Source organism: Modicisalibacter luteus DSM 23508, from assembly GCF_000378505.1.
In the GTDB taxonomy this organism is placed as follows: domain Bacteria; phylum Pseudomonadota; class Gammaproteobacteria; order Pseudomonadales; family Halomonadaceae; genus Modicisalibacter; species Modicisalibacter luteus.
Genome location: NZ_KB900001.1, coordinates 104,461 through 123,711 on the forward strand (window position 1 = coordinate 104,461; position 19,251 = coordinate 123,711).

Sequence of the window (19,251 nt, forward strand, 5' to 3'; positions counted from 1 at the left end):
GTCAGAGGCTGAGCATGGCTTCTAGATCGTCCCGTGAGGGCAGGGACGCATAGGCGCCGGGGCGGGTCACGGCATGCGCACCGCAGCGACAGGCGATTTCCACGGCACGGATCAGCCGTTCATCAGCCTCGCTCCAGTGGGTGAAGCCTGCCGCATCCACACTGGCCTCGGCGAGTGTCGCCAGTAGCCCACCAATGAAGGCATCACCGCCGGCGGTAGTGTCGACGGCCCGAACCTGGGGTGGCAACACATCCAGGCGCCGGCCCAGCCGATGTATCTCGACCGGACGGGGACCATCGGTGATCACGATCAGCTTCACGCCGGCGGCGAGTCGTCGGTTGATCCACGCATCCTGAGGATGGTCGCCACGCAATGTGTCAATTTCCTCACGGGACAGCTTGAGCAGATGCGCCCGGTCGAGCAGCGATGTAGACAGACCGATGTCCACCGTGCCCTCAGGCCAAAGATTATTGCGCAGATTGGCGTCGATACTGACCAGGCTGCCCGAACGTCTGGCGATATCGGCCAGTGCCAGGGTCGTTTCTGCGATGCCTGCCTCGGTCAGGCTGTTGGTGCACATGTGAACGATGGCTGGCTCGCTGAATATGCCGGCGGGCAGATGCTCGAGCCGGTAGAGTAGATCAGCAGCCGGTGGGCGATAAAAATCGAAAGTGCGCTCACCTTCGGCATCTCGCGAGACGAAGGCCAGGGCAGTGCGGGCCTGCCGGGTGGTCACCACTCCCGAGGTATCGACGCCATGGCTTGCCATCTCGGTGGTCAGAAAGCGACCGAAGCGGTCGTCACCGACCATGCCCAGAAACCGGCTGGGTACTCCGAGCCGGGCGCAGGCCACGGCGACGTTGGCCGGCGCACCGCCGGCATAGGGCGTGAAGGTTTCCGGGCCGCTGTCATTCCCCAGGCGGCTCGATAGCATGTCGACTAGGGCTTCGCCGAAAGCGATGACGGGAATCATGACGTTTTCCCCTGGCTGGTGGCTTGGGTCTTGGCTTTTTCCCTGGTCCGGCCGCGCTGGGCCTGTTCGGCAGGTCGGTGAGCGGGAAAATGCTGGCGCACCAACGCTAACAGACCTTGAGTCGAGGCGTCGAAGTCCTGGGTGCGTTCATCGATACGCTCGCTGATTTCACCGGCGATGCGCTTACCCAACTGCACACCCCATTGATCGAATGAGTTGATGTTCCAGATCACGCCCTGAACGAATACCTTGTGCTCATAGAGTGCGATCAGCGCGCCCAGGTTGCGTGGCGTCAGCTCGTCGAGCAGTAGGGTGCTTGAGGGGCGATTGCCCGGGCAGCTGTAGGGGTCGAGTTGGCTACCCTCCTGGCTACCCTCCATGAAGGCGTTGGCCTGGGCAAGCATGTTGGTGAGCAGGGCGAAGTGGTGCTCCTCGACGCCGGGCTCGGGTTTCAGCGAGGCGATGAAGTCGATGGGCACGTAGCGGGTGCCCTGGTGCAACAGCTGGAAGAAGGCGTGCTGGCCGTTCGAGCCGGTCTGTCCCCAGACGATCGGCCCGGTCTTGTAGTTTACCGGCTGGCCGAAGATGTCCACGGACTTGCCATTGGATTCCATGTCGAGTTGCTGCAGGAATGCCGGCAGCTGATGCAACGCCTGGTCGTAGGGCACGATGGCATGGGTTTCGGCGCCCATGAAATTGATGTACCAGATGCCGATCAAAGCCATCAATACGGGCATGTTCTCGGCGAAGGGCGCCTCGATGAAATGACGATCCATCTCGTAGGCACCGTCTAGCAACTCGAGAAAACCGTCATAGCCGATCGACAGGGCGATAGGCAGGCCGATCGACGACCACATCGAGTAACGACCGCCGACCCAGGCCCAGAACTCGAAGACGTTTTCCTCACGGATGCCGAATTCCATGGCCGCCTTGCGATTGGTGGAAGCCGCGATGAAGTGAGCGCCCACGTCGGCATCCTCGCCGGCATTGTCGAGAAACCAGCGGCGTGCGGTCTTGGCGTTGAGCAGAGTTTCCTGAGTTGAAAACGTCTTGGTCGAAACGATGAACAGCGTGGTGGCTGGATCGAGGCGCCTCAATACTTTCTGGATGTGCGCTCCGTCGACATTGGAGACGAAATGAAAGTTGAGGTTGAGGTCGCTATGGCGGTAATTGAGCAGGGCGCGGCAGGCCATGTTGGGGCCGAGGTCCGAGCCGCCGATCCCGATGTTGACCACGTCGCGGATGCGCTCGCCACTGTAGCCCTTCCAGGTACCGTCACGCACGGCTTCGGAGAAGGTGCGGATCTGCTCACGGGTGCGCTTGATCTCGGGCATGACATCCTTGCCATCGACGATGACCGGCTCGTCGGCCTGATTGCGCAGTGCTGTATGCAGTACCGGCCGATCCTCAGTGACATTGATGATATCGCCGGAGAACATCTGTGCACGACGTTGTACCAGCGCCGAATGATCGGCGAGTTCGATCAGTTTGGTGAGTACCGCATCGGATATGTGGTGCTTGGAGTAATCGAGAAACAGGCCGCCGACACGCAGGCTCATTTTCTCGAAGCGCTGGGGGTCGCGACCGAAGTAATCGCGGATGCGGTCATCGGCGGTGTCCCGGTGCAGACGCTCTAGAGCCTGCCAAGTGACGCTGCGGGTAAGCTGGAACATGGACGTGTCCTTTGTTGTTTTCGATCAAGATGAATCGTGTCACTTTATCGCATGGCCAAGCATCAGTCTTTGTCTCTCGGGGGCTTTCCCCACGTCGCCTTACGTTACACGTTGGCTGCGCGCTTCCTCGAGCAGTGCGAACCAGCTCGGGCGATCCAGGTCGACCTGCCCCTCTCGGGCGAGTTCATGGATGCGTTTTTCCTTGAGGGTGCCGATGATCGGGACAGGATGGCCGGGCAGGCGGCGCAGCCAGGCCAGGGCCAGACCGGCATGGCTGACCTGCATCTCCTTGGCCATGCGTTTGATGGCTGTACCCAGGACATCCTCGAACACCGAGCCACCGCCCAGCGACGACCAGGCCATCGGTTGGTGACCGTCGTTGAGCACGGCGTCATACAGACCATTGAACAGCGAGTCGGAATGCGCCAGCGACAGTTCGAGCTGGTTCACGACGAGCGGATTTTTCATGGCTTGCTGCAAGCGGCGCCATTGCTCTGGAAGAAAGTTAGACACCCCGACTGCGCCGACCTTGCCTGCAGCGACGGCGGCATCCAGCGCGTGTGCGGTAGCGCTCACGTCCATCAGCGGATCGGGCCGCTGCACGAGAAAATGGTCGAGACGCTCCACGCCGAGCCGTGACAGGCTGCCGTCGATTGCCTTGTCGAGATAGGCGGGGGAGGTGTCGTAGTGCTTGACTCCGAAACGGGAGCTATCCCGGCTGCGCAGCACGACGCCGGCCTTGGCGACGACTCTGACATGTGGCTTGAGAGCAGGGCGCAGCGCCAAGGCTTCGCCGAACAGCGTCTCGCAGCGGCGGTCGCCATAGGTATCGGCATGGTCGAACCACACCAGGCCCTCATCGAGCCTGGCCTCGATCCAGTCCGCCAAGGCACTGGGATCGCTCAGCGATGGCGAGTCGCATAGACGCATCATACCCAGCAGGAAAGGAACGTCGAAGCCGGGCGTCGTCATGGTTAGGTATCTCGCGAAATTGTGGTGGCTAATAGGTGTTGGGCACCCGGTACCAGCCATACGGGATCGACACGCGTGCACGCTGCCTCGATACACAGGAAACGACGTGCCACATCGGTGGGCGTATCTGCAGGCAACTCAGTATCTGGATGCCAGACCACGGTGGAATCGCTGCCTTGTTTGGCGATACGCAGACGACGTTTACCATCATCGAGGATAACCTCTCGATTGGATTGGTAAATGCGGTCGGTGGCGCCACGAATGCCCGGCTCGCCCTGCTGGACGTCTTCGGCGAATCCCTTGAGCTTGTCCAGGTAACGTGCCCCGGCCAGGCCTTCAATGCGACAATGGTGCGTGTCGGCAACGCTAAAGTAGGTATGCAGGGCGCCAGTGTACTTGATTGGTGTTTCGCCGCCGTGCTCGGTGATGAGTTCGACGTGCAGGCGCTGGGCATTGGCCTGGATCACGGCGCGAGGCACCAGTTGATCGTGCAGGCGTGCCTCGGGCGACAGATGTAACTCGACGCCCTGCTCGTGCTCATCGGCAGCATCGAGTCGCCATTCGGCCTTGCGCGCGGTGCCATGCATCGGCCCCTCACCGTCCGGCGACTCGTTGGCGAACCAGGGCCAGCACAACGGGATGCCACCACGAATCGCGCCGGGCAGGGCCTGGGGTGTCGTTGTGACCCACAGCCATCCGTCTCCATCTTCACCGGCAGGACGAAAATGCAGGACCTGGGCGCCTTGCAATGACACGGCCAATTCGCCCCAGGTTTCGCGGGCCAGCCATACACGACGGCCCTCCCACTCGGCCTGGCGTTGACCGTCAGTGGCATCGAGCAGTTCGCGCAGGGTTTGAGGAATCATTCCACCTCCTTGTTGTGCAGTGCCTCGGCGGCTCCAAGCAGCCCGGTCCAGGGCGCGGTAACCACCCAGATGGGAATGCTGTCATTGTACTCGCGCATACGCCCCTTGTTGATGAAGGCTTCTTGGAAGCGACTGTGCTGCAGCCAGTCGACCAGGCGCGGCATGATGCCACCGCACAGATAGACGCCACCTCGCGCTCCGAGAGAGAGCGCCGCATCGCCACACACATCGCCCATGATCTTGAGAAAGCGCATTAGGGTCTCAACCGCTATGCTGTCACCGGCGCGTGCTGCACCGGTGACTTCCGCAGGGGTGTTGTAGCGTGGTGGCACCTTGCGCAACTCCGCATGGGCGCGGTACAGGTCTAGCAGGCCCTGACCACATAGCAAACGTTCCACCGAGACACGGCCGTAGCGGCTGATAAAATAGCCGGCCAGCTTCAGCTCCTGCTCATCGGTGGGCGCAAAGGTGGTGTGTCCCCCTTCGGTGGTCAGCGGGATCCATGCCTCGCTTCCCGGAAACAGGCCGGCGACACCCAACCCTGTGCCGGGGCCCATGATCAGGCGTGCTCGGCGTGGCTCGGCCTGTCCCGGTTTGACCTGGACGCGTTCGCCCTCGGCGACGTGGGGCACACCCAGTGCCTGCGCCGTGAAATCGTTGATGACCTTGAACAGCTCGAGACCGAGCGTCTTCTTCACGTCCCGCTTGGAGAAGCTCCAGTGGTTGTTGGTCATGGTGACGGTGTCGTCGTGCACCGGACAGGCGAAGGCTAGACAGGCCTCTACCGGAGAGTCTTCGCCAGTCGCACCCACGCTCTCCAGGTAGTCACGTACGGCATCCACCAGATGAGGATAATCCGCGCAGGGCAACGTCTGGATGTCATGCAGGTCGAACGAGTCCGGCGTCACCAGGGCAAGGCGCGCATTGGTGCCGCCGATATCGCCGATCAGCGCCGCTCGGGTCATGCCTGGCCGTCCTTTTCGATAAGTTCCTGGGCCTCGAAGCCGCCGAAGGTGGCGGCACCGTCTTCGGCACGACCGACCTGGCTGCGGAACCCAGCGAACAGCTCGCGGCCCATGCCATAGCGATAGTCTTCGAGGTGAGTGGTTGCCAATTCGCGAGATTGCCATTCGGCTTCGTCGACCAGGGCGTTGAGCTCGCCCTTGTTGGCGTCCAGGCGTACCACATCGCCCTCCTTCAGGCGTGCCAGAGGGCCACCGTCGACTGCCTCGGGGGAGAGGTGGATAGCAGCCGGTACCTTGCCCGAGGCCCCGGACATACGCCCGTCGGTGACCAGGGCGACTTTGTAGCCCCGATCTTGCAGTACGCCGAGGTAGGGGGTCAGCTGGTGCAACTCCGGCATGCCGTTGGCACGTGGTCCCTGGAATCTAACGACCACGACGATATCACGGTCGAGTTCCCCCGCATCGAAAGCCGCCTTGAGTTGGCCCTGATCGCTGAACAGGCGTACCGGCGCTTCGACCACACGGTGTTCCGGCTGTACGGCCGAGATCTTGATGACTCCGCGGCCGAGGTTGCCGTCGAGCACGGTCAGCCCGCCGGTGGGCGAGAACGGATCGGAGACCGGACGCAACACGTCGGGGTCCATGCTTTCGGTGGGGCCTTCACGCCACACCAGCTTGCCGTCCTTGAGGAAAGGCTCTTTGGTGTAGTCGCGCATGCTACCGCCAAAGACGGTAGGAATGTCTTCATGAAGCAGGCCGGCATCGAGCAGGGTGCGAATCAGGAAGCTCATGCCGCCGGCGGCCTGGAAGTGATTCACGTCGGCCTGCCCGTTGGGATAGATGCGCGTCAGGCTGGGAATCACGGCGGACAGCTCGGTGAAATCGTCCCAGGTAAGTGTCAGCCCCACGGCGCCGGCCATGGCCACCAGATGCAAGGTGTGGTTGGTCGAGCCGCCCGAGGCGAGCAGACCAATCACTGCATTGACGATCGCCTTCTCGTCGATCTGCTGCCAGAACGGCCGATAGCTACCTCCAGGCTCGCTGTTGCGGACCGCCTGCTCTGCCGCGTATTGGGTCAGTGCGTCGCGTAGCGGTGTGTAGGGGTTGACGAAGGAGGCGCCGGGCAGGTGCAGGCCCATCATCTCCATCATCAGCTGGTTGGAGTTGGCAGTGCCATAGAAAGTGCAGGTGCCCGGCCCGTGGTAGGACTGCGACTCGGCCTCCAGCAGCTCCTCGCGGCCAACCTTGCCTTCGGTATAGAGCTGACGTACACGAGCCTTTTCCTTGTTGGGCAGGCCGCTGGTCATCGGGCCGCCGGGGACGAAGATCGCCGGCAGGTGGCCGAATCGTGCGGTACCTATGAACAAGCCCGGCACGATCTTGTCACAGATACCGAGGAGCAGGGTTGCGTCGAACATGTTGTGCGACAGCGCCACACCGGTGGCCATGGCGATCACGTCGCGGGAGAACAGCGACAGTTCCATGCCCGGCTGGCCTTGGGTCACTCCATCGCACATGGCGGGCACGCCGCCGGCAAACTGGGCCGTGGAGCCCATGTTTCGTGCGGCTTCCTTGATGATTTCGGGGAAGGTCGCAAACGGCTGGTGAGCCGATAACATGTCGTTATATGACGAAACGATGCCCAGGTTGGCACTGTTCATCATCTTCAGTTGGTTCTTGTCCTCGGCGCCACAGGCGGCGAAGCCATGAGCCAAGTTGCCACAAGACAGCTCGCCCCGGTGAACGCCCCGGCGATACTGATCCTGCATGTGGCGCTCGTATAGCGCACGCCGGTCACGGGAGCGTTCGCGGATACGCTGAGTCACGCGGGACACGGTTTCATGAACGGCCATGGGGACCTCTCTTCACGGTCGAGTAAAGGAATTTTCGTAAACTTACCAAAACAAGGCTTGAATGTCGTGGCCCTTTTGGGTCAGATTATGGCCTAAAGCGTAGGATTGTTTCATCGTGACTGCCTCCTGACCGCTATCAGCGTCAGGCAAGCGTGGTCACCAGGATTCACGCCACTACTTGTTGCAGTTAGGAGGTCACATGACGCTGCGTATCGCCATCAACGGTTTCGGGCGCATCGGTCGAAACGTGCTACGCGCCCTTTACGAAAACGGTTATCGAGATCGAATTCAGGTCGTTGCCATCAACGATTTGGGTGATCCGGCACTGAATGCTCACCTGCTCAGACACGATAGTGTCCATGGCTATTTCAGTCATTCCGTCGAGCATGACGAGGAAGCGCTGGTCGTGGACGGAGATCGGATCAATACCTTCGCGCAGCGCGAGCCGGCCCAGTTGCCCTGGGACAAGCTGCAGGTCGACCTGGTCATGGAGTGTACCGGGCTGTTCACCAAGCGGGGCGATGCCGCCAAGCATCTCGACGCCGGCGCCAACCGTGTGCTGATTTCCACCGCGACCTCGGATGCCGATGCGACCGTGGTATTTGGCGTCAACGAGCATGTGCTGACCAACGAGCATCGTGTCGTCTCCAATGCATCGTGCACTACCAATTGCCTGGCGCCGCTGGCCAAGGCCCTCAACGATGCGATCGGCATCGATAATGGGCTGATGACAACGGTGCATGCCTATACCAACGATCAGAATCTGTCCGATGTCTACCACACGGATCCCTACCGCGCACGTAGCGCCACCCAGTCGATGATCCCGACCAAGACCGGTGCTGCGGCGGCAGTCGGTCAGGTGTTGCCCGAGCTGCAAGGCAAGTTCGATGGCTTGGCAGTCCGCGTACCGGTGATCAACGTTTCCCTGGTCGATCTGGTATTCACCGCCAGTCGCGACACCAGCAAGGAAGAAGTCAATGCCGTGGTCGAGAAGGCGGCCGCGCAGTCGGCGGTTCTGGATGTGAACGCCCAGCCGCTGGTCTCGATAGACTTCAACCATAATCCGCATTCGTCTATCTTTGATGCCAACCATACGCGCGTGAACGGCCGGCTGGTCAAGGTCATGGCCTGGTACGACAACGAGTGGGGTTTCTCCAATCGCATGTTGGACACGGCGCTGGCGATGCAAGCCACAGCTTGAGTCGAAAGCTGCCGCTTGGCCTGAAAGGCGCAATGGAAGAAGAAAAAGGGTGCTTCGGCACCCTTTTTTCTTGGCAAATCGGGTTGGCACATTATGGTGCCGATACGGATTGGCACCATGCAGCCATGGTTAAGGACAGCGGCTAGCGTTAAAGTGCGGGTTTGCAAGCCGCAAGCGATGCGTTATTTCTTACTCGGTTGTGGTAGCTTTAAGTAAAGTTAAGGACCATCGTTTTACAGACTGCATTGCACATGAATGATAGCGTTACCCAAGCACAGCGTTTGATCGGGGCACGCTTACGCGATCCTCGGCTGCGGCGCGAGGGGTGTATCATCGGCATCGATCAGAATCGCGGCCAGCCGGCATTGCTGATTGTCTGGGAGGGGCAAGGGCAGGCCGAGCGCGTGCCGTTACCGGCCCATGAGCTGCGCACCTTGGTTCAGGCCTGCGATACGGTACCTCCGAGTCGGAGAGTCTGGGGAAGCGGGCAACAAGCCATCGTCCCTGAAGCCGGTGTTCCGCGATTGCCGGCTCCGGCGAGGGATGACGCCAAGTATGAATCGATCACGGCTATCGATGGACCGCATTTCGCGATGGCCCAAGGATCGTCATAAAAGGAAGTCATAAATATGCCGGCAACGTCGTTGCAGCTGCTGCCCCGGTTTCTCGATGCACTGCTTTGCGCGTCACCGGCAGTGGTTTATGCTACGGATTCCCAATGGTGGCAGGGCAAGCTTCATTACCTGGGAATCAACGTCAAGTCGTTGTGCGGTATCGATCGTGACTGGCTGCGTGAATCGCCCTCCCGCTGGCTGGATCTGCTGACGACAGACTCGCGAGAAGACGTGCTGGCGCGCCTGAGCCGGGCGTGCCGGGATGGAGAGAGTCAAGTTTCATTACACTATGCCCTGCGCCATCACGACGGATCCTTGCATCATCTGCAGGATGACGTCGTCATTCACCGGGATGGGGAGGGCGTCATCAGCGAGTTGGTGGGGTCGCTGATTGATGTCACCGAGCGCCAGAATCTGCTCCAACGCTTCGAGAAGCTTAGCGAACAGCTCCCGGGCACACTCTACCAATGCCGAATGAGCCCAGAGGGAAAGTTGACCTTTCCTCTGGTGAGCTCGGGTGTGCTGCGCCTGTTCGGTATTTCTCCTCAAGCCATCATCGACAATGCCGAGACGGCGCTGTCCTGCGTACACCCTCACGATCTCGATGGGCTATGGCGCAGCGTCCGGCGAAGTGCCACGCGGCTGAAAGTCTGGCGTCACGAGTTTCGCTGCCTGCATCCCGATGGACGTGAGCTGTGGGTGTGTGGGCAGGCCTCGCCGGAGCGCGAGCCGGATGGCAGCACTCTGTGGCATGGCTTCTGCGAGGACGTGACCCTGCGCAAGCAGGCCCAGCAGGCGCTTGCCGAAAGCGAGCGACGCTACCGCTTCATTGTCGAGCATGTCAGTGACCTGATCATGTTGATAGATGCCGATGGCATTTGTCGTTACGCGTCACCGTCGGTTGGCAATGTACTGGGGTACGTGCCGGAAGACCTGACGGCACGTGCCCTGGTGGAATTGCTGCCGCCCGATGATGCACCGCGAATCCAGCGTCGAATCCACGAATCCTCGCGCATGGGGCGCAACCTACAGATCGAGTTACGGGTTCGTCATTGCCAAGGCCATTACCTCTGGCTGGAAACCAGCTGTTCCCCCTATATCAACCCCTATAATGGTCTTTACGAGTGGGTTCTTGCCGTGGCGCGCGACGTCACCGACCGCAAGCAGCGCGAGATGAAGCTTCACGAGCTCTCGACTACTGACAGCCTGACGGGGGCTCTTAACCGTGGCGCTTTTCTGGGGTGCCTGAAGTCCTCGATCGAAGCGGCTGAAGGTATGCCATCGCGTCTGTCGCTAATGATCTTCGACATAGATCACTTCAAGACCATCAACGATACTTGGGGGCATGCCGCCGGCGACCTGGTTCTGGCTAGTCTCGGTGAGATCTGTCGCAGTACGTTGCGTTCCCACGATATTTTTGGCCGCATCGGTGGGGAAGAGTTCGCCCTGGTGCTCTCTGGGCGTTCTCTGAGCGAATCGGCGATACTGGCCGAGCGACTGCGCAAGAAATTCGAGAGCGTCCGGGTCGAGTTTCATGGCCAGTGGCTCAACTTCACCGTCAGCTTCGGGATCGCCGAGCGTTATGAACGCGAGACGCTGGACGACCTGATGCACCGTGCCGACATGGGCCTCTATGTGGCCAAGCGCGAAGGCCGTAACCGGGTGCATCAAGCCCTGGCAACCGAATTGTGAGCGTCGCCCAACGGCTTTCACGTCGGCCGGTGCTTTCGGATAACGAGAAACAAGGAGATTGGTATGAAAGCCCGCTTAACGTGGTTGTGCCTGCTGCCGGTCCTGATGCTAGCGGCGTCGGTGCAGGCTCAGATCCAGACCAACCCTGCTCAGGTCGACAGTAGCGAAGTCAACGCCGTCCAAGGCCCGCTGGTCAAGGGTGAACTGTTCGAATATTCGACGGGGGGCGAGACATATCAGGGCTATCTGGCACGCAACGTCAACGACAAGACACCACGCCCCGCTGTGCTGGTCGTCCATGAATGGTGGGGGCTGAACGATTACGCCAAGTCCCGTGCTGATCAACTGGCCGCGCTGGGGTTCGTGGCATTGGCTGTCGACATGTATGGCCAGGGGCAGGTCGCGACGCACCCTGATGAAGCCGGCGCCTTTTCGAGCCAGGTCATGCAAGACTGGCCTGCGGCCCGTGGTCGTCTCGAGGCCGCCATGACCAAGCTGAGCGAGCATCCGGCGGTGGCGGACACCGGCATGGCGGCCATTGGCTACTGTTTTGGCGGCGGTATTGTCATGAACATGGCGCTATCGGGAATGCCGATCGAGGCGGCCATCAGCTTCCATGGCAGCCCGACCCAGGCCGTGAAAAACCCGCAACCTTTTGAAGGTATCGTACAGATCCATAACGGGGCCGAGGATCCGTTGGTCAAGCGTGAGGCGCTGACGAGTATGGCCAAGGCGCTCAAGGCGCAGGGCGCCGAGGTCAAGGTAGTCAACTACCCGACCGCGACCCATGGTTTCACCAGCCATGAAGCCGACGAGGCAGCCGAAGAGTATGGCTTGCCCCTGGGCTATAACGCAGCCGCTGATGCGTCGTCCTGGCAAGCAGCCCTGCTAGCACTGGATAAGGCGCTCAACGACAACTGAGCCTCTATTCCGGCGTGGTCAGATGAGGCGCAGCAGCTTCATCAACCATCGCCGGTAAGGAGGCTGCATCAACCAGGCCGTACTACGCCGGGCCTGATGAAAGACGCTGCGCTCATGGCTGAAGGTGACGAAGCCGTGTTCGCCATGGTAGGTGCCGTTGCCGCTCTGGCCGACACCCCCGAATGGCAGCGCGTCCTGAGCGGACTGTAGCAGCGTATCGTTGAACGCCATGCCGCCAGAGTGGGTGCGAGTCATCAACCTCTCGCGGTAGGCGGCATCATGAGTGAAGGCATAAAGCGCCAGGGGGTGGGGGTGCTGATTGACGTAGTCGATGGCCGCTTCGCCATCCTTTACGCCGATGATCGGCAGTAGTGGGCCAAAGATTTCTTCCTGCATCAGCGCCAGCTCGTCATGCGGATTGATGACGAGTGTGGGTGGCAGTTTGCCACTGGCTTCCAGTTGTTCGGCATTGGCTCCTAGCTCGATAACGCGACAGCCCCGGTTTTCTGCATCGTCCCTCAGGGCGATGAGTCGCTGCCGGTGTCGGCGGCTTATGATCGCCGTGTAATCGTCGTTGTTCGCCAGGCGGGGGTAGAACTGCTGGGCGGTACGCTCGATGGCCTGGGTGAGTCCCTTGAGGCGCCGCTCGGAAACCAGCACATAGTCCGGAGCGATACAGGTCTGCCCGGCATTGAACCACTTGCCAAAGGCAATGCGTCTTGCCGCTTCGTCGAGGTCGGCGTCGTCGGCAACGATAGCGGGCGACTTGCCGCCGAGTTCAAGCGTCACCGGCGTCAGGTTGGCGGCCGCAGCCTGGGCGACTTGGCGGCCGACCTGCGGAGAGCCGGTGAAGAACAGATGATCGAAGGGCAGGCTGGCGAAAGCCTTGCCAGTCTCCTGATCACCGTTGATGACGCATAGCTCGTCCTCTGCAAAGTAGCGTTCGGCAAGCTCACCCATCAGGTGTGAGGTGGCCGGTGTCAGCTCGCTGGGTTTGATCATGACGCGGTTGCCGGCGGCCAGGGCGCTGAGGGCCGGCAAGAGGGCCAGTTGCCAGGGATAGTTCCACGGTGAAATGATACCCACCACACCCAGCGGCTGACGGAAGATCTCACCCCGTGCCGGCAGGAAGCGCCAGTTGAGTGAGACCCGCTGTGGGCGCATCCAACGCTTGAGATGTCGACGAGTGTGCCGTAATGCCAATTGCAGGGTGGTGAACTCAGCCAGGCGGGTCTCGACCGACGAACGATGACCGTAATCCTTGCGGATGGCGCGCTCGATCTCGTCAGCGTGATGCAGTGCCATGCGTTCCAGCCGTGCCAGACGCTCGCGACGTACCGCGAGAGTCGGGTAGGGTGCCTGACGAAATGCGGCCTGCTGCTGGGCAAAGCGACGCTGCAGCGAGGTGACATTGGCCGGAGCAGCGACAGAATCCGTTACCGTCATGCGCGAAGATCCTCTAGACCGTGAATGCCATGATGCCGAACATGGTGAGCACGAAGCCGCCGAACAACAGCAGGCCCGCCAGCGACACCAGGATGAGCAGATAACCCAGAATCAGCGCTGCCAGTGCCCATCCATCGCCCTGTTCGCCGCTCTGACGGATCTGGTGTCGGGCAATATGCCCACAAACCACACCGCCCAGTGCCGCCGGCGCGACGAACACCGCCAATACGCTCAGCCCGAAGGCAACCAGGGCCATCAGGTTGGTTCCAGCGGGGGATGGCGAAGGTGGAGGGAACGAAGGGTACTCTCTCATGTCTGTCTCTCTGTTTGTATCGCCTGGCTCTTAGACAGTAACCCAACCGGGAGCTATCGTGAACGCGCCTGGCGTTTCACCCCATGATGGGAGACAAGATGCGTTACGAGGTAACCACGATCGATGCCATCGAGGCGGTACCTGCCGACCTCTGGAATGCCCTGGTCGGTAGCGACCACCCCTTCCTGCGTCATGAATTCCTGCATGCCCTGGAAATTACCGGGGCGGTGACTCCCGACAGGGGGTGGTCACCTCGGCATCTCCTGGTGTGGCGGGATGGCTCGCTGGTGGCGGCGATGCCTCGCTACGCCAAGGAGCACTCGTATGGCGAGTATGTGTTCGACTGGGCCTGGGCGGATGCCTGGGAGCGTGCCGGGGGCGATTACTATCCCAAGGGACTGACCGCCATTCCCTTTACTCCTGTACCCGGCCCCCGGGTGATCCTGGCGCAGGAGGCGGAACGGCAGGAGATTCTCCATGTCCTTGCGGAGCAATGCTGCAACGACGACCAGTCGAGCTGGCATCTGTTGTTCGCCGAAGACGCCGAGGTGGATGCCTGGCTGCAGGTGCGTCCGCAGCTTGTCGAGCGGCATGCTGTTCAGTTCCAGTGGCAGGATCAAGGATTCGGTGACTTCGAGGGCTTTCTGGCTGCGATGACATCCAAGCGCCGCAAGGAGATACGGCGCGAGCGCCGGCGCATCGAAGCACAGGGGCTGGTCATGCACCGTCTCACTGGCGAGGCTATCGATGACAGTGCGCTGGAACACTTCTATCGATGCTACCAGCTTACCTACCTGGAGCGGGGCCAGCATCCCTATCTGCCGCGTGCCTTCTTCCAGCGCCTGCGTGATTGCATGCCGGAGTCGCTGTTGCTGGTGCAGGCACGACTGGCAGGCCGGCCGGTGGGGTCGGCATTGTGCCTGCAGGGCGACCGCACCCTCTATGGACGTTACTGGGGGAGCGAGGTAGAGGCGGACTGCCTGCACTTCGAAACGTGTTACTACCAAGGAATCGAGCACTGTCTGGCCACCGGCCTGACACGCTTCGATCCCGGTACCCAGGGTGAGCACAAGCTGGTGCGTGGCTTTGCACCACGCCGCTTGCGGTCGCTCCATTACATCGTGGATCCCGGGTTTCGCGATGCAGTGGCGCGTTTCTGTCGAGAGGAGGGCGGCTACGTTGAAGCGTACCATCGCCAGTCGCTTGCGCGCCTGCCATATCGACACGAGTCGTAGGTGATCAGGCCAGTTGGAAATGTAACGGACAAGAAAGGATCTCACAGGACATGAACTTTCTCTTCGAGGCCGCCGTATTGCTAGGCGCAGCCATTGTGGCGGTTCCTTTGTTCCAGCGCTTGGGGCTAGGGTCGATCCTGGGGTATCTAGCCGCCGGGTTGGTTTTGGGGCCGTCTGTCAGCGGCTTTATTGCAGAGCCCGAAACCGTGCTGCACTTCGCCGAGTTCGGCGTCGTAATGCTGTTGTTCATCATCGGTCTGGAGCTGGAGCCTTCCCGCCTTTGGGCCATGCGTAAACGCCTGTTTGGCTTGGGAGCATTGCAGCTACTGGGCTGCGCTGTCCTGCTGATGCCGATCGGCCTGGCCTTGGGGCTGTCCCTGGAGGTCTCGATTCTGCTGGGGCTGATCCTCGCCCTGTCATCGACGGCCTTCGCGCTGCAGGTGCTCAACGAGCGCCACCATTTCGCGACGCCTCACGGCCAGGCGGCGTTTGCCATCCTGCTGTTTCAGGATCTCGCAGTCATTCCCCTATTGGCACTGTTGCCACTGTTTGCGGGCGATATCGGCGTCGCGTCCGAGGAATCCTGGCTGGCAGTTCTGCGGGGCCTGGGCAGCGTCATTGCTGCGATCGTGATTGGCCGGCTGGTCTTTCCCCGGGTGCTGGCGTTGGTGGCGCGTAGCGAGGTGCACGAAGTGTTCACCGCCGCCGCGCTGTTCATGGTGCTGGGCATGGCGTTGGCCATGGAGTGGGCTGGGCTGTCCATGGCGCTGGGCGCCTTCCTGGGCGGGGTCCTGCTCGCCGACACCGTCTATCGTCACGAACTCGAGGCCAATATTGAGCCCTTCAAGGGCTTGTTGCTGGGACTGTTCTTCATTGCCGTGGGTATGTCGGTGGATCTTGCGCTGGTGTTCGACAGCCTGCTCTGGGTGCTGGGCATTACTCTGGCCCTGCTGGTAGCCAAGATGATCGTTATTGCCCTGGTGGGGCTGGTAGCGCGTCTCCCCAAGCCGGAAATCCCACGCCTTGCCGCCGTCATTGCCCAGGGTGGCGAGTTCGATTTCGTATTATTGACCGCTGCGGTCAGTGCAGGCGTGTTCGATCAGCGTATTGCCAGCCTGGGGATCGCCGCGGTAACGCTGTCTATGGCCCTCACCCCGTTCTTGTACCGAGCCGGGGAGCGGCTGGGGGATCGCTTCAAGGAGAAACGGCCCTATGACGACCACTTCGATGATGATACGCCACAGGTACTGATCGCTGGGCTGGGTCGTTTCGGACAGATGATCGCGCGCGTTCTCAAGAGCCAGGACATCAGCTTTACTGCGCTTGATCCCAACATTCGGCAGGTCGAGTTCATTCGCCGGTTCGGGTCACGTATCTATTATGCAGATGCCACGCGCCTGGATTTGCTTAGAGCGGCGGGAGCCGAGCAGGCGAAACTGCTCGTCGTTGCCGTCGATAATGCGGAAACGGCGACCCTGATCGTGCGTCAGGCGCGTATGCATTTTCCGCACTTGAAGGTATATGCGCGGGCGCGCAACCGCCATCATGCCTGGCACCTGATGGAAATTGGCGTGGACGCCGTAGTTCGTGAGACGTTTCCAGCGAGCATGGAGATGAGTGCCGAAGTCCTCAAGGGGCTGGGGTATCCCAGTTCGAACGCGATGGATGCTGTGCGCACCTTCCGCGACTTCGATATCCAGCTATTCAATAACTCCTACGAGCATCGTAACGATGAAGACACGCTGGTGGCTAACGAAAAGGCGGCCATGGCCGAACTGCAATCCCTGTTCCAGAAGGAGCTGGGTGGCAGGACGCTACGGGGAGAGGCACCACCGGGTGTAGAGCGTACCGAGCCTGAAAGCCCATAAGGCGTCTGTAAAAAGCCCGAGTCATGCAACGACAGTCAAGGAGAAAAGTCATGGCGCCTAGACATTGGCGTGAACGCCTGGAAACGCTGGGTCTGACCGCCTCTGGCGAACCGACGCCTCTGTCCGGCGGTGACATCGCTGCGGTATGGCGTCTGGAAACCCGCGAGGGTGTCGTGGTGCTTAAGCAGGACGATGCCCAGCGCCTGGCCGGTGAGGCCGATGGATTGCAGGCATTGCGTGCAGCCGGGACATCCCTGGTAGTGCCGGATGTCCTGGGGCTCGATGACGATCTGCTGGTCATGGAAGCGCTGGAAACAAAAGGTGGGCGCCGCGACGATCGAGCGCTTGGTGAGGGGCTGCGCGAGCTTCATGCAGTAACTGGCGACACACATGGCTGGGAGCGGGACAATGCCTGCGGGCTTACGCCGCAGCCCAACACTCCTCGTGATGACGGCCGGGTGTTTCAGCGAGAGTGCCGTCTGCTGCCGCTGGGACGGGCCTGCCACGATAAAGGGTTGCTGGACAAGGCGACGTTGGAATCACTGAACAGCGTCGCTGAGCGGCTCGAGGAATGGCTACCCGATACCAGGCCCAGCCTGCTGCATGGCGATCTATGGTCGGGCAACGTACTCCATTCGACACGCGGCCCGGCGATCATTGATCCGGCCGTTTATCGTCATTACCCCGAGGTGGACCTGGCCATGCTGACCTTGTTCGGTTCGCCTTCGGCAGCGTTTTTCGAGGCGTATTGGGACGGGCCGGCACCGGATGACTGGATGCGCCGACAGGCCCTGTTCCAGCTCTATCCCTTGCTCAATCACCTGCTGTTGTTCGGCAGCGGCTATCGCAGCGCGGTGGAGCGGACCATTGCCGGGCTGCTGTAATCGGTGTTGCCGTGTCAGCCCGGCAAGGCGGCTTGCAGCATGACGATGCAGAGGACTTAGCGGGTCGAGACCAGCTTGCGTCGGAGTCGCTGCCACCAGTCGGTGGTTTTGCGCGGCCGGCTTTCGGTAGTCTCGGGACGTTCCAGGAATTTTCGGATCGGTGCGACCTGCGCGGCACGGTCCAGCAAGGGGGCATGACCGCAACCAGCGGCGGTCAGTGATGCCATGCCCGGTTGAATCTCTTTCATGCGCTCGACTGTAGTCTCGCTGAGCAGGGGGGAGAATTCGCCGCGGATGACCATCAGCGGGCAGTGGATGGCGCGCCAATCCGCCCACAGATCACGGGGCGTATCGTGGATAAACTGATTGGCGATACGCGGATCGTAGTGAAACGTCCAGGTACCGCCGGGTAAGCGGCGAGCGCTATCCAGGGCCAGGCGGCGCCAATCGTCCTCGTTGTCTATGCCGAAGCCGGTGTAATGCGACTTGACCTCGTTCAGCAGGGCCCCAAACGTGGGAAAGAAATGGGGAACGCTGAAGTAGCTGGCCAGGTCGCTGAGACCGTCGGCTTCGATCTCGGGACCCACATCGTTGATGACGAGGCGCTCGATGCGATCGCGTCCCTGTTCGGAGGCGGCCAGCAACATGCCCAGCAAGCCTCCCATGGAAGTTCCCAGCCACGCGACCTGGGTCAGACGAAAATGATCGAGTAGGGCCAGGGCGAGCTGCATGTAGCGTTCGTAGAGGTAGTCGTGCGCCGGAAACAGTGACCAGCTCGACAGGCCGCGCCCGGGTGTGTCGGGAGCGATTATCCGCCAGCCGGGGCCAAGTTCACGGGCTAGCCCGCCGAAGTCACCACCGTGCCGAGCCAGGCCATGCCAGGCGATTAAGGTACGAGGCGCCTGGGGATGCCAGATGCGTACGGCAATTTCCTGCGCCTTGATTTCAACCAACTCCAGTGCATCCATGTCCTAGCCCGAATCGCTGTGCGTAAAAGCAGTGTAGTGACTACGCTGCTTTGCAACATACGAGTTCTCATGGAGTGCGCTGGATTAGTCGGAAGAAGGTATTGATCAGCTCGCTGCCTTCTTCTTGTAAGGAAAAACACTCAGGATTGCGCAGCCAGTCGTGGATGAGTCCGCTCAGGGTGGACTGCAGTAACCGCGAGGCCGTATCGGGAGACAAGTGCGACACCAGCAGGCCTTGTTCGTAGGCATAACGGAACTGCTCGCGCATGCCAGCCTGGCACTCTTTTACCAAGCGATTCTGCATTTCCAGTGGATTGATGTCGCTAAAGAACTCGCAGCGATGCAAGAGGATGGAATGGATGCGTTGCGCATGGGGTTGCTCGATGCGGGGAAGGCCGTTCAGGCACGCCAGACGCAGGGTTTCCAGGGGAGATTCGACGTCCGAGGTGGAGCGAACCTCTTCCAGCAACTCCTCGAAGGGCATCCGCACACGGTCGAGCAGGGCATGGAACAAATCCGCCTTGTTCTTGAAGTGCCAGTAGACCGCCCCGCGGGTCATGCCGGCATGACGCGCAATCTGTTCGAGTGAGGTGCGTGCCACACCGTTGCCGTAAAAAACCTCTTCGGCGGCGTCGAGCAGGGCTTCGCGGGTCGCTTCGGCTTCGGCTTTGGTGCGTCTGGCCATGAGAACGAGGACTCATTAGGGACTGAATAACTGATCCTGCATCATAACGTAACGCCGGAAGATTTACATTCATGGTTGTATGGATGTAGTCTTGGCCCCAATTATTACTCGACTAAGGAAAT

General features: G+C 60.9%; 17 protein-coding genes. 7 read left to right on the forward strand and 10 right to left on the reverse strand.

Going from position 1 to position 19,251, the window contains the following annotated elements:
• Position 1: 1 nt before the first annotated feature.
• The 6 genes from F568_RS0117890 to edd all read right to left on the reverse strand — a co-directional run bounded on the left by F568_RS0117890 (position 2) and on the right by edd (position 7,302).
• Complete coding sequence (locus tag F568_RS0117890) at positions 2-973, reverse strand: carbohydrate kinase family protein (protein WP_019020138.1); 972 nt, start codon at positions 971-973, stop codon at positions 2-4.
• Positions 970-2,646, reverse strand: a complete 1,677-nt coding sequence (pgi, locus tag F568_RS0117895) for a glucose-6-phosphate isomerase (RefSeq protein ID WP_019020139.1) — start codon at positions 2,644-2,646, stop codon at positions 970-972. Before pgi ends, F568_RS0117890 begins: the two co-directional genes overlap by 4 nt.
• Positions 2,647-2,745: 99 nt before the next feature.
• Complete coding sequence (locus F568_RS0117900) at positions 2,746-3,618, reverse strand: aldo/keto reductase (RefSeq protein ID WP_019020140.1); 873 nt, start codon at positions 3,616-3,618, stop codon at positions 2,746-2,748.
• A 2-nt stretch (positions 3,619-3,620) separates the two neighbouring features.
• On the reverse strand, positions 3,621-4,484 hold the full coding sequence (locus tag F568_RS0117905; protein WP_019020141.1) for a D-hexose-6-phosphate mutarotase: 864 nt from the start codon (positions 4,482-4,484) through the stop codon (positions 3,621-3,623).
• On the reverse strand, positions 4,481-5,449 hold the full coding sequence (glk, locus tag F568_RS0117910; protein WP_019020142.1) for a glucokinase: 969 nt from the start codon (positions 5,447-5,449) through the stop codon (positions 4,481-4,483). The genes F568_RS0117905 and glk overlap by 4 nt, the downstream gene beginning before the upstream one ends.
• The gene (edd, locus tag F568_RS0117915; RefSeq protein ID WP_019020143.1) at positions 5,446-7,302 is read right to left on the reverse strand and encodes a phosphogluconate dehydratase; all 1,857 of its coding nucleotides are present in this window, start codon (positions 7,300-7,302) and stop codon (positions 5,446-5,448) included. The genes glk and edd overlap by 4 nt, the downstream gene beginning before the upstream one ends.
• A gap of 199 nt (positions 7,303-7,501) precedes the next feature.
• Here edd and gap point away from each other — a divergent pair, with 199 nt between their 5' ends.
• The 4 genes from gap (at position 7,502) to F568_RS23185 (ending at position 11,730) form a co-directional block, all read left to right on the forward strand.
• Positions 7,502-8,503: a type I glyceraldehyde-3-phosphate dehydrogenase gene (gene gap / locus F568_RS0117920; RefSeq protein WP_019020144.1), complete on the forward strand. Its 1,002-nt coding sequence runs from the start codon at positions 7,502-7,504 to the stop codon at positions 8,501-8,503.
• 251 nt (positions 8,504-8,754) lie between these two features.
• Entirely contained in the window at positions 8,755-9,117 is a 363-nt protein-coding gene (locus tag F568_RS0117925) for a hypothetical protein (protein ID WP_019020145.1), read from the forward strand.
• A gap of 15 nt (positions 9,118-9,132) precedes the next feature.
• The gene (locus tag F568_RS0117930; RefSeq protein WP_019020146.1) at positions 9,133-10,809 is read left to right on the forward strand and encodes a diguanylate cyclase; all 1,677 of its coding nucleotides are present in this window, start codon (positions 9,133-9,135) and stop codon (positions 10,807-10,809) included.
• Positions 10,810-10,872: 63 nt separating this feature from the next.
• The gene (locus tag F568_RS23185) at positions 10,873-11,730 is read left to right on the forward strand and encodes a dienelactone hydrolase family protein (protein WP_019020147.1); all 858 of its coding nucleotides are present in this window, start codon (positions 10,873-10,875) and stop codon (positions 11,728-11,730) included.
• 18 nt (positions 11,731-11,748) lie between these two features.
• Here F568_RS23185 and F568_RS0117940 read toward each other — a convergent pair whose 3' ends face one another.
• Positions 11,749-13,176 carry an aldehyde dehydrogenase family protein gene (locus F568_RS0117940; protein ID WP_019020148.1) on the reverse strand — a complete coding sequence of 476 codons (1,428 nt, stop codon included), beginning with the start codon at positions 13,174-13,176 and terminating at the stop codon, positions 11,749-11,751.
• 13 nt (positions 13,177-13,189) lie between these two features.
• Positions 13,190-13,432: a DUF4190 domain-containing protein gene (locus tag F568_RS0117945; protein WP_019020149.1), complete on the reverse strand. Its 243-nt coding sequence runs from the start codon at positions 13,430-13,432 to the stop codon at positions 13,190-13,192.
• Positions 13,433-13,587: 155 nt separating this feature from the next.
• Here F568_RS0117945 and F568_RS0117950 point away from each other — a divergent pair, with 155 nt between their 5' ends.
• Genes F568_RS0117950 through F568_RS0117960 form a run of 3 tightly spaced genes read left to right on the forward strand, consistent with a single transcriptional unit; the run spans position 13,588 to position 17,476 of the window.
• Entirely contained in the window at positions 13,588-14,724 is a 1,137-nt protein-coding gene (locus F568_RS0117950) for a GNAT family N-acetyltransferase (RefSeq protein ID WP_026300640.1), read from the forward strand.
• A gap of 50 nt (positions 14,725-14,774) precedes the next feature.
• Positions 14,775-16,592, forward strand: a complete 1,818-nt coding sequence (locus F568_RS0117955; RefSeq protein ID WP_019020151.1) for a monovalent cation:proton antiporter-2 (CPA2) family protein — start codon at positions 14,775-14,777, stop codon at positions 16,590-16,592.
• A 50-nt stretch (positions 16,593-16,642) separates the two neighbouring features.
• On the forward strand, positions 16,643-17,476 hold the full coding sequence (locus F568_RS0117960) for a fructosamine kinase family protein (RefSeq protein WP_019020152.1): 834 nt from the start codon (positions 16,643-16,645) through the stop codon (positions 17,474-17,476).
• Positions 17,477-17,532: 56 nt separating this feature from the next.
• On the opposite strand, the gene F568_RS0117965 is transcribed toward F568_RS0117960, so the two are convergent.
• Together F568_RS0117965 and F568_RS0117970 are read right to left on the reverse strand one after the other, a co-directional pair.
• A complete protein-coding gene (locus F568_RS0117965) occupies positions 17,533-18,444 on the reverse strand; it encodes an alpha/beta fold hydrolase (protein WP_019020153.1) in 912 nt (303 codons plus the stop codon).
• Positions 18,445-18,511: 67 nt separating this feature from the next.
• Positions 18,512-19,129: a TetR family transcriptional regulator gene (locus tag F568_RS0117970; protein WP_019020154.1), complete on the reverse strand. Its 618-nt coding sequence runs from the start codon at positions 19,127-19,129 to the stop codon at positions 18,512-18,514.
• Positions 19,130-19,251 lie beyond the last annotated feature (122 nt).